The following is a 12,180-nucleotide window of genomic DNA, read 5'->3' as shown; positions in this document are numbered from 1 at the left end:
AGCTCGTGCGTCAGCGAGCGTGAACGAGCGCAAGCTCATCCCAGTGCGTCGTCGCCCGCTTCAACAGCTTCTCCCGCTTCATCGACCAGATCGGTGCACCGCGGATGCCCGCGAGCCCCAGGCCGATGTTCCCGGAGCCGTAGCGCCGGCCGACGTCGTCGACGAGCTTGCCGAGTCCGCGCCGGTCGTGCAGCGGCACGAACGCCTCGAGGGGAGCGTCGGAGACCTTCGGTGTGATGCCGGTGAGCAGCACGCCGGCCCGGACATAGTGCGCGCCCTCCCGCAGACGCGGCCTGAGCACCGCGATCGCCGCCTTGACCATCTCCACCGGGTCGTCTGTCGGAACGGGGAACGAGGCGCCACCCGACGCCGATTCGTACGGCTGGTCGTTGAACGGTGATGTCGACGCGAAGCAGGTCATCGACTTGGCGATGGACCCCTGCTTCCGGAGCTTGCCGGCGGCCTGCTGCGCGTAGACGGACAGCACCCGCTCCATGTCCTGGACGGTGGTGACCGGAGTGGCGAACGAGCGGGAGAACATCAGCTGCTCTCGGACGGCCGCCGGCGGCTCAAGCGGCAGGCAGTCGACGCCGCGGAGCTCGTAGACGGTGCGCTGCATGACGACGCTGAACTTCTTGCGGATGACGCCGGGGTCAGCGTCGCGGAGCTCGGCCGCGGTGTGGATGTTGAGGGCGGCGAGGCGCTTCTTGGTCCGGCCGGCGACGCCCCAGACCTCGTCGCTCGGCAGCGATTCGAGGATGCGGGTGACGTGCTCGGGGGAGTAGTCGTCGAGGTTGGCGACTCCTCCGAGGGAGGGGTTCTTCTTGGCACCGTGGTTGGCCAGCTTCGCGAGCGTCTTCGACGGCGCAATGCCGATGGACACCGGCAGGCCGACGTGGAGCTTCACCGCGGCGCGGATGTCGCGGGCCCGGGCGGTGAGCTCGGCCGGCGTGCCCCGAAGGGACAGGAACGCTTCGTCGATCGAGTACTGCTCGAGCCAGGCGGTGTGCCGGCCGAGCAGTTCCATGACCCGGCTCGAGAGGTCGCCGTAGAGCTCGTAGTTCGAGCTGCGGTACTGCAGGTCCCAGGCCTTCGCCTGTGCGGCGAGCTTGAACCAAGGGTCGCCCATCTGGATACCGAGCGCCTTGGCTTCCGCGCTGCGGGCGACGACGCAGCCGTCGTTGTTGCTGAGGACGACGACAGGGCGCCCCTCGAGCGTCGGGTCGAACAGACGCTCGCACGAGACGTAGCAGTTGTTGACGTCGACGAGTGCGATGCGGCGCGCGACGACTGGGTCAGACACGGTGCAGGCACCGGGTGACGACTCCCCAGATGGTCAGGTCGCTGAGCTCGGCTACGTGGATGTGGGGGTAGGCGGGGTTGTCTGCTCGGAGGATGACGCCGCTGCCGGTGAGGTGCAGGCGCTTGATGGTCAGCTCGCCATCGAGGACGGCGACGACGACGTTGCCGGAGTGGGGGATGAGCGAGCGGTCGACGATGACTTCGTCGCCGTCGCTGATGCCGCCGCCTTCCATCGAGTCGCCCGCGACGCGAACGATGAAGGTCGACGTCGCGTCCTTGATGAGGTGCTCGTTGAGGTCGACGGGGCGGTCGAAGTAATTTTCGGCTGGACTCGGAAAGCCAGCGGAGACACCCGTGAGTGCGAGGAGCGCGAGCGCGCTCATGCTCTCCGACACGGGTGCGAGGGGGACGACGGAGAGCATGGCGACAGTGCAGGCAGATTCGAACGCATGTTCGAAGTAGACGTTTCGGAATCGACACGCTAGACCGGTGGACAGAGCAGGTGACAGACCCCTCAGTCTCTGCCATCCTCAACAGATGACCTCTCCTCGCACTGTGGCGTCCGTGTCCGAACTTGTCGTTGGCGACACCATCGTTGACGTGGGCAACGAACGCTGGCCCGCCGGCGGCAGGACGATTGCCACAGTTCAGGATGACCCGGGCGAAGGCATCGAGGCGTCACGTCGGAAGATCACCTTCAAGAAGCGCGCAGACGACAGTGACGACGACAAGGCGCTGACGCACTACGTGCGCGACGGCGACGCGATTCAAGTTCTTCCCTGACCCGGATGGGCGCGCTGCGCCGCACACGTACGAGGCATGACGACCTTCGACGAGTCCGAGCACCCCCGCGCCACGACAGGCACCTTCACCGACAAGCCGCAGACGCTTCCAGAGGTCGGACTCGTTCGAGACATCTACCGGACCCGCGGGGCCGACGGCCTGTTCCGCTGGACCGACCCGGACCTCAGCGACCTCACGTCGACCGCCATCGCCGAGGGTGAGCCCGGCAGCGGCTACCTCGTCGACGGACCCCACAGCATGACCATCCGAGCCGACTACGTCGAGTTCGCGCCGCGCACCGTCCCCGTCAGCATCACCGGAGACTCGCCTTCCATCACGGACGTCGACAGCCTCACGCAGCAGCTGGACGCCTCGCGAGTCGTCGTCGGCCCAGCCGGCACGAACCTCACCGACGGCATGAAGGCTGGCCTCGAGGACAGCCTCAAGGAGCACAGCCGCGTCGCCGTCCAGCTCATCACCCTCACCGACGACGACCGCTCCTGGTCGGCCCTCGTGGTCAAGGCGACCGAGGGATGACCCTCGTCGTGCACGGGCCGGTCACCGACTCGGACCTCGACTCGCTCATCGCCGCAGCCGCCCTGCTCGAGGACGCCTGCTCCTGACGCCGCGCATGACCCCGTCATGAGCCAGACCACCGCAGTACAGGCCCCAGCCGACGTCGCGTCGACCTCGTTCGACGAGCTCGTCAGCCGCCTCGACGTCCTCCGCGACCACCCGAACACCCGGTTCGCCGGCGTCGGCAGAGCAGCAGCCTCGACAGACCCGGGACCGACAGCCGAGCAGGTCCGCGCGATCGCCGTCGAGCGCGCAGAGGCCGAGCACGACCGGGCACAGGCGGTCACCCGCCCATAGCCGCCGCATGTCTTCTGGGCATGCCCGACACGAGTGCCCCGCCGCACACCTACGAAGACATGACGAGCTTCGACGAGACCCAGCACCCGCGCGCCACGACCGGCACCTTCACTGAGAAGGCCCAGAGCGCGCCGGAGTTCGGCCTCGAGCCCGTCGACGTCGTACCCCACCTCGAGCCTGGCGACAGCGTCATCTTCTCGCACGCCGACGGTGAGATCGACGCCCAGCAGGTCGGCTTCGAGGGCTTCGAGGTCGCGCGCGAGGAGGACGGCACGCTCAGCGCCTCCGCCTACACCGACGTCGACTTCCACCACCTCGCGCCCGCCTCTGCCGACGACCCCGAGGCTTGGCTCGACGCCAACCGCAAGGACATCGAGCGCGCCGTCTCGGCAACCTTCCCGGGCCTCCGACTCGACGACCGCAACGGCGACTGGGAGATCCAGGCTCTGGTCCTCGACCTCACGCCGCACGACCGCTCGACCACCCCTGTCGACCCCGCCGGCCTCATCGCTGCAGCCAAGGCCAGCCCGGTCGCCCGGTACCTCACCGGGCCCGATGGCTTCGGGGCCAGTGGCGGGCCGCAGCAGGCCTTCTGGGACCGCATCCACAGCGCCATGGCCGCCGAGAAGACCGCCGTCGACGAGAGCCAGAAGGGCTGACATGGGCGTCCTCAGCACCTTCTTCGACGCCGTCAAGCGCGGCTACCAGGAGGAGGCCGCGCGGGTCTCCCGACTGCGTTCACCGCGGAAGGACCGCAGCGGAGTCCTGCTCCTCGACGCCGACGACGTGGCCGACATCGTCGCCTCCCCGCCGCCCGTGTCCCTGACCAAGATCCAGGCGCGCGGCTACCAGGACGTGAACCATCCCGTCCTCTGGCACGAGTTCCGCGGCCGGACCCTGCGTGAGCTCCGAGACCATCTCCACGTGCGCGAGCAGGTGCAGACTCACCTCTGCGACGCCGCCCGACAGGGCATCTCGGACATCGTCGATCGTCGGTCGGACGGCCGTCGCGGCCACCCGCCTCGCCGGCTCGTCAAGCGGTACGAGCGACTCGGCGCCACTCTCGACCGGCTCCGCCAGCTGCGCGCCGCCGTCGACGCCGCCATCTCGCCGCACACGTACCAGGCATGACCTTCCTCGAGACAGAGCACCCGCGCGCCACCACCGGCAAGTTCACCGACAAGCCCCAGAGCCGGCCCCAGGTCGTCCTCACCGGCGACGACGCCGTCGGCCCGTCGAAGGTGACCCCGTCCCAGGGGGCCGGCTACTACGCCACGGAGCCGCGCATGTCGCGGGAGTTCATCGCCGTCGAGGACCGCCCGGCCGTCGCCGCGGCCCTCGCCGCCGAGTACGAGGAGGGCATGCAGGGAGCTGACCCCGCGTACTGGATGACGAAGTTCGACGTCTACGACGCCTTCGAGGAGGACATCCCTGAGGGCTACACCGAGGCGCAGCGCGACGGGTACCTCTCCGTCAGCCGGAAGGCCCTTAACCTCGACCTCGACCACCAGCCGCTCAGCTACACCCTCTTCACCATCCGGAAGAACGAGGAGCTGGCCACGAAGGACGGTCCGTACCGCCACCGCAGCGACCCCGCCGCCCAGGCCTACGTCACCGAGGCGTGGGACGCGCGCGCAGCCCGCCTGACCCAGATCCGCGAGACGCTCGAAGCCATCGAGGCCCGATGACCTTCGTCGAGGCGGACCACCCCCGCGCGGCAGCCGGCACCTTCGCGGAGAAGGGGCAGACGGCACCTGAGCTCAGCCTCGGCGCCCGCGAGGAACGCGAGCTGCACCCGAGCGGCGCCGTCGCCGAAGTCCGCACCCTCGCACCGAACGGCGACATCACGAGCATCACCCGGTACGCCGACGCGGTCGACGACGACGGACTGCCGAAGCCAGAGAGCATCCTGCACTTCGAGAACCGCCAGTTCCATGACCCGGCGCCCGGCGTCGCCGCGCAGCAACTGCTCACCGACGGCGTCGTCACCGCCCGCGTGCACCACTGGCACGGCTCGATCCACGACCCGGACCCCGAGACGCCGGCCGTCCGCATGGTCAGCGCCGATGGCAGCACCCTCGAGATGCACTACTCCGCCGGCAAGAAGCAGGACCCCGCCCCGGGAGTCCCCGCCGAGGTCCACACCCTCAAGGGCGGACAGCGGCGTTCCACCTGGTACACAGCCGACACTCCGACCAAGCAGCAGGACGTCCTCCCCGGCGCCGGCGCATCCCTGTTCGGAGGTAGCGACCTCGTCGTCACCCGCAAGGCCTGAAGCAACGTGATCAATTCTCGGCGATCTGGGAATTAATGCGCGACGCCGGAGTTAGGCCTCAGTGACAGTCGATCATGACCGTGTCGCAGGGGCTTGAAAACGGTGCCGCGCATGGGGTGAGAGACCACAACGGACCTGCTTCGGCAGGTGCCGCGCATGAAGTTCGAACGAGGCACCAAATGTGCCGCATGTCTACAACACGACGCCGAGAGCCGGCGACCAGGAAGGAGTTCGCGTGACCATCACCACGTTCCGCGAAGCGAGCCACGGGTATCCCGTCGCGCCGCGCACCTCCGTCCTGTCATGGCACAAGTGCAACCTCTCGAACGACCAGCGCAAGCCCGGCCCAGCCCCGGTGATCTCCACGTAGCGGCACACCCGCACCTCGAACCGCGAGGGGAGTCACCAGGTCAGCCGGAAGGCGCCAGGTGGCTCCCCTTCCTCGTTTCACCAGCACCACCGCGACAACTCAACAACACACCTAGGGGTGTAGCTCAACTGGTAGAGCAGCGGTCACCAAAACCGCAGGTTGCAGGTTCAAGTCCTGTCGCCCCTGCAGCTCCCTCCTCTGGCTTCGGCGGGGGAGGGCACGAAGAGCCACCCGGCTTTTGACAAGACAACAGTGGATGAAGAACGACCAGGGCCGCCAAGCCCTGGTCACCATCGTCGAGTGCGCCAGCCTCCACCGGACCCCTGCCAGAGGCATGCCCGGCCAGGTCAGGCCGGCGCACTCGACGACGCAACACTCCTTGGGGAGTTCGCATAGAGGCCGATTGCACCGGGCTGTAAACCCGACGTCACAGACCGTAGAGGTTCGAATCCTCTACTCCCCACCAGCACGACCAGTACCACCAGCACCACCGCCATGGAGGGTCCAGCCGAGGGACGGCGACGGCTGCCGTTTCGAAAACGGTCAGGGGCAACCCGTGCGAGTTCGATCCTCGCACCTTCCGCCAGCAACACTGCTCCGGCCTGGTATCCGGAGAACGTCGAGGGGTCCGGCCGAGCGATAGCCATGCTGCCGGCGCCCGCGGAGGCGGCTCGCACTGTTCGCCGGAGGTAGAACTCCGGGCACGACGGCGCACAGCTCGGCCTGGTCACCCGAGAGCTCGTGGCACGTCGCCCGCAACGCCATGCGATCGACGAAGCGCGACGAGCAGCCACCGCACTCTGCGGTGACACCCCCACGACCCGGGCCGCCGCCCGTGTCGATGCCCGCCTAGCCCAACTGGCAGAGGCGTCCGCTTCAGCAGCGGAAGGTTCCGAGTTCAACTCTCGGGGTGGGCACTGCGACGCAAGTCGCTGATCCTCAGTAGCTCAGTTGGTAGAGCATCCGGCTGTTAACCGGACGGTCGCTGGATCGAAGCCAGCCTGGGGAGCCAACACGACTGTCTCTGCTCGTGAGCGGACGCAGAAGTGGGTGCATGGCCAAGCTACGGCTGCCACGCACCACAACATGGGGGCGTCAGGTTTCGACGTCGCCGGGAAGCTTCGAGAAGAAGCGGGCCGAGAACCGTCTGAGCATCTCGTGAATCAGTTCAGACACCAAGAGATGCCACCGCAACTCGCAACGACTTCGCCCTCGCAGCCTGATAGCCGCGAGATCCTATGGCGGGTCCGTCGCACCCCTCGACAGCAGCCGGAGCTCGGCTGAGGGGTCGGCGCCAGCAAAGGAGCCCCGTCACTCGACGCCCCGCCGGCGGCCCGAGACGACGTACCAGCCGGCTAGACCCGCTGGCCGAGCTGCTCACCGCGGACGCCAGGGTCGAGAAGCAGCCCACCGGTGAGCTACGCCCGTAGAAGAGACCGAACGTCCGCGACGGACCGGGGTTCGACTCCCCGCGTCTCCACATAGCTGGTCGCTCCCTCCGTACGGAGGGGCGGCCAGCGTGTTCCAGAAGTGCCGCTCTCCAAGGTGCAACCCAGACGAGAGAGCTTCGCTCCCGCAGCCGGTCCAAGCCACCGCTGTAGTCGGGGAGCAAGAAGCGGGGTAGGCGCCCGCAGAAGGCCCAGGGTGGTCCGGCGACGTTGCAGTCGCCGGGCCGCCCGACACAGCTTGGCCCTGTAGCGCAGTTGGTGAGCGCGCCGCCCCGTCAAGGCGGAGGTCGCCGGTTCAAGTCCGGTCAGGGTCGCCACACCACCTGGACACGTGACCGAGAGGCCGATGGTGCCTCCCTGCTAAGGAGGTAGGGGCGTCACAGCCCCTCGCGAGTTCGAATCTCGCCGTGTCCGCCACAGACCACCTCGAGCGTCTACGCGAGGTCTGGCTTCGGCCGCTGAGCCGCAATCAGCGTCCACGCCTCGTCTCCGTCGTCTGGCGGAATTGGCAGACGCACCGGCTCTACGGCCGGGCAGGACCGCCGTGCACGGCACCTGGATGTTGGTTCGAGTCCCACGTCGGCGGAGACGAGATGCGGACATGCATCGCAGCATCTAGCGATGCCAGCACAGCTTCTCTCGAGAAGCACGCTCCGACCACTGCCGGTCGGAGAGCTCGCAGCACACGATAGCGGTGTGGCGGGCAGATGGTGGTCATAGCTCAGTTGGCAGAGCGCCGGGGCGTGGACCCGGAAGTCGCGGGTTCGCGCCCCGTTGACCACCCCACGAGGCGCCGGGCCCTCCAAGCCCGGCTGACGCGGGGTAGCTCAGTCAGGTAGAGCAGGGCGCTCATAACGCCAAGGTCACGGGATCGAAGCCCGTTCCCGCAACAGTTGCCGCGCATGGTGCCTGCGATGACGACCTCAAGGCAGCCAGTGTCCGACAAGCTATTTGCCGAAGCCGTGGCTGCAGAAACGAGTCTTGCAGGGGCACTACGCCGCCTCCAGCTCGCAACGTCGGGTCGTACCTACACGTCCGGTCGTGCTCGTATCAGGCGCTTGGAGCTGGACACCAGCCATTTCGTGAATGGCACGGCGCTTCGCAGTGAACAGGCTCGCTTGGGCGCCAACGAGCTCCTCGTTCTCGGAGCGCCCGGATCTAGGAGGCGGCCTGCTCATCTCCTTCGCCGCGCCCTTCTCGAACTGGGTGTTCCGGAGACGTGCACTGCGTGCGGACTTGAAGCCTGCTGGCAAGGGAAGCCGTTGCGACTCGACATCGACCACGTGAACGGCCAGCCGCACGACAACCGACGAAGGAACTTGCGTTTCCTGTGCCCCAACTGCCACCGCCAGACATCGACCTGGGGCAGCCGCAAGGTGGTGAGGCGCTGCGCTGATTGCGGCGCACCCATCACGAAGAACGCGACACGATGCCCCCAGGACAGCATCCGAGCGCGCGAGCGTACGACGAAGATCGCCTGGCCTACCATCGCCGAGCTCGAGGACCTGCTGGCGAGCATGTCCCGAGAGGCCGTCGGCAGACAGCTCGGCGTGACGGGGGCGGCAGTCAAGAAGCATCTCCTGCGAGAGCAGGCACTACTGAGCACGGACCCAACGAGAGACAAGGTGGCCCACGCCGCGTAAGCGGCCGTCGGGCGTCGGTTCGAATCCGGCTTGGGTCACGAACACCAGGGCGGCGGCCTATGTCAAGCACGCACGACAGGGTGACGACCGAACCGTCCGCCGGCGGCCATGTTGGGCACGGCCGGCAGCTGCATCCGCAGCAACGAGGGGCAGTCACCTCGCCCAAAACACGGCACCGCGAAGAAGCTCTGGAAGCGCGGGTAAAGAGCGCCTGCCCCGGTCGTTTAGCGGCCCAGGACACCGCCCTTTCACGGCGGCAGCACCGGTTCGAATCCGGTCCGGGGCACTCGCGGAGTAGAGAAGTTCGGTATCTCGCCTGGCTCATAACCAGGAGGCTTCAACGCGCACAAGTGGTTCAAATCCCGCCTCCGCCACCACGTCGGCAGCCCCGCCTGCCGCATGCCTTCTCGTCACAGGCCCTGCCGCGCATGACCTGACCAAGACGAGAGGAGCACCCATGTGCAACCCCGGACTGTGAGGAGCGTCATGAGCACCCCCGACCTGTAACCCGGCCCCGCGCCGACCGACGAGAAGGACCACGACATGTCCCACACCGACAAGGACGAGCCCCAGTGGGTGCGCAACAACCGTGACGCCGCGACGTACGGGGTCGAGCACGACCACGTCCGCCGAGACTGCAGCACCCGCCCGGTCGCCAGCGCCGCGACGCCGAGCCTGCTGTGCGACCCGAAGACGCCCCACTACCGCGGGGAAGCGCACTCGTGCGCCAACCGGCACCACATCAGCCTGCGCTACCGCGGCCCCGAGCGCGCCAACGCCCGCACGGTCCTCGGCGACGTCGTGAAGCGGGCCCGCACCACCGACCTCGCCTCGAGCGACAGCCTCGACGACCTCGACGTCGACGGGCCCGTGCTTGTCGACCACCGAAGCGGACCGTTCACGGGCGGCTTCTGGCACTGAACCTCAGCCCTCGGGCTGCACCCCGGCGTCAGACGCCGTGACCTGGCTGGGTAGCTCAGTTGGTAGAGCGCTCGTTTGAAAGTCGAGAGGTCCGCGGATCAACACCGCGTCCAGCCACCAACGGCCTTGCACGAGCCGCGATCGTGCTGACCAGGCCTGGCTCAGTTGGTAGAGCGTCCGTTTTGGGGGCGGAAGGTCCGCGGTTCGAGTCCGCGGGTCTGGACAGATCACTTGCCTCGATAGCTCAGCAGGCAGAGCGCCCGTTTCGTAATCGGGAGGTCGCCGGATCGATTCCGGCTCGAGGCTCCACGCGCCCGTAACTCAGCGGTGAGAGTGCCCGTCCGATGAACGGGAAGTCGGAGGTTCAAGTCCTCCCGAGCGCACAGCACCACCCCGGCGGCCACGCCGGCACGGGCCCTTAGCTCAACTGGTAGAGCGCCACCCCTGCAAGGTGAGGGTTGTCGGTTCGAGTCCGACAGGGTCCACACAGCGACGCGGCGTCACGCCGTTCATTGACGGGAAGCAGCTCGCCCGGAGATCGCATAACGAGCAGTGGAGCATTCGCCCAGTGGCCCAGGGCCTCACTCTTCCAAAGTGATGACGCGGGTTCGAATCCCGCATGCTCCTCAACACCGTTCGATAGCTCAGTGGCAGAGCACCTGGTCAACACCCAGGGTGCCGGGCTCTCGGAACTCCCTCGAAGGACCATGCCTCGCTGGCTCACCGCGTTGCTGTCCTGGGAGAGCCTGACCACGTCGCACAGTGATACCAAGCAAACCTCCGCGGCATCGTGCTCACCAGCACCGTCCTCGTCGTCACGACCGCGGCCGCCGTCGCCACCGTCGCGCACCTGCTCGGGACGCCGTGGGGTCCGGCCTGGGTGCTCGGCGCGGCCGTCGCCCCGACCGACGCGATTGCCGTCGGCGCGTTCACGAAGTGCCTACCGCGGCGAACCGTCACGACTCTGCGTGCCGAGAGCCTGGTTGACGACGGTACGGCCCTCGTCATCTATGGGCTCGCGGTGGCCGTCGCCGTCGGCGAGGATAAGGCAACGCCACTCCGCATCTCGACCTGGTTCCAGTAGCTGCGCCCAGGGCTTTGCGGCGGGTTCGGGTCAGCTGCGCCCACCAGACCCTCGCCTCGCAGAGCCGCAACCGGCTGTTCGTCGAGATCGACCAGCCGACGAACGGCGGTAACCCGCCGGTTGGGTACGGCAACACCGGCATCTACCATGCAGGCGACTTAACGATAAAGCACCGGTCAGACAGGGAGCGTATGCAGGCGAGCTAGGGAAGTAGGTAGTCACCGGGCTCGACCCGGCCCGTTCTGCTGGGCCTGCCGCGAACCATGTCTGCGAGTTCGTCCAAGTCCTCGATGCGTTCCACTGGCACTAACCGCCTCGTCCGCCATGGATCGAAAAGTATACTTCGCGCGAATCCAGCCAGCTGTGGACCTAGAACATCGTTCATAAGCGAATCACCCACGAACCAAGATGCCGAGGCAGGAACGCCAAGGGCCTCGGAAGCAACCTGGAAGATACTGGGCGCGGGCTTCCTGATGCCCACCTCGTGAGAAGAAATCGCGACCGACACCAGATCCGCGACCTCAAGATCAACGAGTTCTTGAGGGAGTTCGCCGTCGTCATTTGCCACGACGGCTATCAATACCCCCAGGCTCGCTAGCTCCTGGAACAGAGGCCTCAATGAGGTATTAGAAGTCGAGAATATGGTTCCCGACTGAAGAGCCTTCTCTATTCGATTCGGAGCCGTCGCCTGATCGACCCCGGCGGCGAATGCCCACCAGTCGTAGAAGGGTCTTATCGAGGTTACTCCCGGGACCTCCAGGAGTTGGAGATCCCCAGCGACTGGGAACGTCGCCTCTAACCGCTGGCATTCTGTTTCGGAGAATCCTTGCGCGCGAAAAACAGCATCGAATGCTACGCGATCCACCATCACCATCGTGTTACCACAGTCAAAGACAATGGCGTCTGGTCGCTGCGGATCGGCCGGCGATGAGCTCGGAATGCGCATATCAGGTCTCCTCGTCATTGAACGATCCTAGAGCTTCGGGGCCGTACGCATCGGCTCGCGGCGCGCAAGTTAGCATCTATTTCACATTGCCACGCGAAGTTGAGGAGACGATGCAGTCTTCTAGAGCCATCGGCCGCTCAACGAAGTCGCCGGATAGTTTCCGCGTCACTGGCTCGGATTGCGAACCAGTTCGACCCGCGGAACGTCTCAAGCCACACGTAATAGTCCACGAAGCCTGTTCTGTCCGAGTAGATTTTCCCCACCAGGTACCCTCGAGGTAACAAAAGCTCGTAAGCGTCGCGCGGCCGGTTGTTTCGGCGCTGACACGAGTTCCAGGACCAGATCCGTCGATCCCGAGTTTGTCGCCCTTCGGGTAGTCCGAGTCGCGCGAAGTGAAACTCCTAGGCCCTTCACAGCCCTCCGATTCCGCCGTAGCGTGGAGTTCACCCGGTGAGGCGTTCATTGTGCGCCCCTACCGGTCATGGAATGAGGGGCTATGGCGACGTCGATCCACACTCAGGCGGACAGATCGTGA

General features: G+C 66.7%; 13 protein-coding genes, 18 tRNA genes, 1 other RNA gene and 1 pseudogene. 30 read left to right on the top strand and 3 right to left on the bottom strand.

Translation table 11 applies throughout. The annotated features are described in order from the left end of the window. Positions 1-10: 10 nt before the first annotated feature. Both OVA02_RS11080 and OVA02_RS11075 read right to left on the bottom strand, forming a co-directional pair. Positions 11-1,303 (bottom strand): Y-family DNA polymerase, encoded by a 1,293-nt coding sequence (locus OVA02_RS11080; RefSeq protein ID WP_267658355.1) that lies wholly within the window; start codon positions 1,301-1,303, stop codon positions 11-13. Next, positions 1,296-1,685 (bottom strand): LexA family protein, encoded by a 390-nt coding sequence (locus OVA02_RS11075; RefSeq protein ID WP_267659698.1) that lies wholly within the window; start codon positions 1,683-1,685, stop codon positions 1,296-1,298. The genes OVA02_RS11080 and OVA02_RS11075 overlap by 8 nt, the downstream gene beginning before the upstream one ends. 181 nt (positions 1,686-1,866) lie before the next feature. Between OVA02_RS11075 and OVA02_RS11070 the strand changes: the two genes are divergently transcribed. The 30 genes and pseudogenes from OVA02_RS11070 (at position 1,867) to OVA02_RS10925 (ending at position 10,699) form a co-directional block, all read left to right on the top strand. Next, positions 1,867-2,085, top strand: coding sequence for a hypothetical protein (locus tag OVA02_RS11070; RefSeq protein ID WP_267658354.1), 219 nt, complete (start codon positions 1,867-1,869; stop codon positions 2,083-2,085). Between the two features lie 36 nt (positions 2,086-2,121). Then, positions 2,122-2,622: a hypothetical protein gene (locus tag OVA02_RS11065; protein ID WP_267658353.1), complete on the top strand. Its 501-nt coding sequence runs from the start codon at positions 2,122-2,124 to the stop codon at positions 2,620-2,622. A 105-nt stretch (positions 2,623-2,727) separates the two neighbouring features. After that, positions 2,728-2,958: a hypothetical protein gene (locus tag OVA02_RS11060; protein WP_267658351.1), complete on the top strand. Its 231-nt coding sequence runs from the start codon at positions 2,728-2,730 to the stop codon at positions 2,956-2,958. Positions 2,959-2,978: 20 nt separating this feature from the next. Then, positions 2,979-3,617, top strand: a complete 639-nt coding sequence (locus tag OVA02_RS11055) for a hypothetical protein (protein WP_267658349.1) — start codon at positions 2,979-2,981, stop codon at positions 3,615-3,617. Between the two features lies 1 nt (position 3,618). After that, entirely contained in the window at positions 3,619-4,089 is a 471-nt protein-coding gene (locus OVA02_RS11050; RefSeq protein ID WP_267658348.1) for a hypothetical protein, read from the top strand. Next, positions 4,086-4,646 (top strand): hypothetical protein, encoded by a 561-nt coding sequence (locus OVA02_RS11045; protein ID WP_267658346.1) that lies wholly within the window; start codon positions 4,086-4,088, stop codon positions 4,644-4,646. The genes OVA02_RS11050 and OVA02_RS11045 overlap by 4 nt, the downstream gene beginning before the upstream one ends. Then, on the top strand, positions 4,643-5,233 hold the full coding sequence (locus OVA02_RS11040) for a hypothetical protein (protein WP_267658345.1): 591 nt from the start codon (positions 4,643-4,645) through the stop codon (positions 5,231-5,233). The genes OVA02_RS11045 and OVA02_RS11040 overlap by 4 nt, the downstream gene beginning before the upstream one ends. Positions 5,234-5,468: 235 nt before the next feature. After that, the gene (locus OVA02_RS11035; protein ID WP_267658344.1) at positions 5,469-5,603 is read left to right on the top strand and encodes a hypothetical protein; all 135 of its coding nucleotides are present in this window, start codon (positions 5,469-5,471) and stop codon (positions 5,601-5,603) included. Between the two features lie 113 nt (positions 5,604-5,716). Beyond that, positions 5,717-5,789: transfer RNA gene (locus OVA02_RS11030), tRNA-Trp, on the top strand. Positions 5,790-5,984: 195 nt separating this feature from the next. Further along, a tRNA-Tyr gene (locus OVA02_RS11025) sits at positions 5,985-6,069 on the top strand. 31 nt (positions 6,070-6,100) lie between these two features. Further along, positions 6,101-6,189, top strand: a tRNA-Ser gene (locus OVA02_RS11020). Between the two features lie 257 nt (positions 6,190-6,446). Then, positions 6,447-6,520, top strand: a tRNA-Leu gene (locus tag OVA02_RS11015). Positions 6,521-6,539: 19 nt separating this feature from the next. Next, positions 6,540-6,615 (top strand) — tRNA-Asn (locus OVA02_RS11010). 76 nt (positions 6,616-6,691) lie between these two features. After that, positions 6,692-7,086, top strand: a transfer-messenger RNA (tmRNA) gene (gene ssrA, locus OVA02_RS11005). A gap of 205 nt (positions 7,087-7,291) precedes the next feature. Continuing rightward, positions 7,292-7,368, top strand: a tRNA-Asp gene (locus OVA02_RS11000). Between the two features lie 8 nt (positions 7,369-7,376). After that, positions 7,377-7,468, top strand: a tRNA-Ser gene (locus OVA02_RS10995). A gap of 293 nt (positions 7,469-7,761) precedes the next feature. After that, a tRNA-His gene (locus tag OVA02_RS10990) sits at positions 7,762-7,837 on the top strand. 30 nt (positions 7,838-7,867) lie between these two features. After that, a tRNA-Met gene (locus OVA02_RS10985) sits at positions 7,868-7,941 on the top strand. A gap of 717 nt (positions 7,942-8,658) precedes the next feature. Continuing rightward, positions 8,659-8,732: pseudogene (locus OVA02_RS10980) on the top strand. A gap of 175 nt (positions 8,733-8,907) precedes the next feature. Next, positions 8,908-8,980: transfer RNA gene (locus OVA02_RS10975), tRNA-Glu, on the top strand. A gap of 2 nt (positions 8,981-8,982) precedes the next feature. Continuing rightward, positions 8,983-9,071, top strand: a tRNA-Met gene (locus tag OVA02_RS10970). A 166-nt stretch (positions 9,072-9,237) separates the two neighbouring features. Next, positions 9,238-9,615 carry a hypothetical protein gene (locus OVA02_RS10965; protein WP_267658342.1) on the top strand — a complete coding sequence of 126 codons (378 nt, stop codon included), beginning with the start codon at positions 9,238-9,240 and terminating at the stop codon, positions 9,613-9,615. A gap of 44 nt (positions 9,616-9,659) precedes the next feature. Continuing rightward, positions 9,660-9,735 (top strand) — tRNA-Phe (locus tag OVA02_RS10960). Between the two features lie 30 nt (positions 9,736-9,765). Then, positions 9,766-9,838, top strand: a tRNA-Pro gene (locus tag OVA02_RS10955). 10 nt (positions 9,839-9,848) lie between these two features. Continuing rightward, positions 9,849-9,924, top strand: a tRNA-Thr gene (locus tag OVA02_RS10950). A 1-nt stretch (position 9,925) separates the two neighbouring features. Further along, a tRNA-Ile gene (locus tag OVA02_RS10945) sits at positions 9,926-9,998 on the top strand. Between the two features lie 29 nt (positions 9,999-10,027). Then, a tRNA-Ala gene (locus OVA02_RS10940) sits at positions 10,028-10,100 on the top strand. 69 nt (positions 10,101-10,169) lie between these two features. After that, positions 10,170-10,242: transfer RNA gene (locus OVA02_RS10935), tRNA-Gly, on the top strand. Positions 10,243-10,248: 6 nt separating this feature from the next. Continuing rightward, a tRNA-Val gene (locus OVA02_RS10930) sits at positions 10,249-10,323 on the top strand. Between the two features lie 82 nt (positions 10,324-10,405). Then, positions 10,406-10,699, top strand: coding sequence for a cation:proton antiporter (locus OVA02_RS10925; protein WP_267658341.1), 294 nt, complete (start codon positions 10,406-10,408; stop codon positions 10,697-10,699). A 202-nt stretch (positions 10,700-10,901) separates the two neighbouring features. Here OVA02_RS10925 and OVA02_RS10920 read toward each other — a convergent pair whose 3' ends face one another. Continuing rightward, positions 10,902-11,663: an HAD family hydrolase gene (locus OVA02_RS10920; RefSeq protein ID WP_267658340.1), complete on the bottom strand. Its 762-nt coding sequence runs from the start codon at positions 11,661-11,663 to the stop codon at positions 10,902-10,904. Positions 11,664-12,180 lie beyond the last annotated feature (517 nt).

The sequence above is a fragment of the Frigoribacterium sp. SL97 genome (genome assembly GCF_026625765.1).
GTDB lineage: Bacteria > Actinomycetota > Actinomycetes > Actinomycetales > Microbacteriaceae > Frigoribacterium.
The sequence above is the reverse complement of the archived record's forward strand: the minus strand, read 5'-3'. Positions and strand labels throughout refer to the sequence as shown.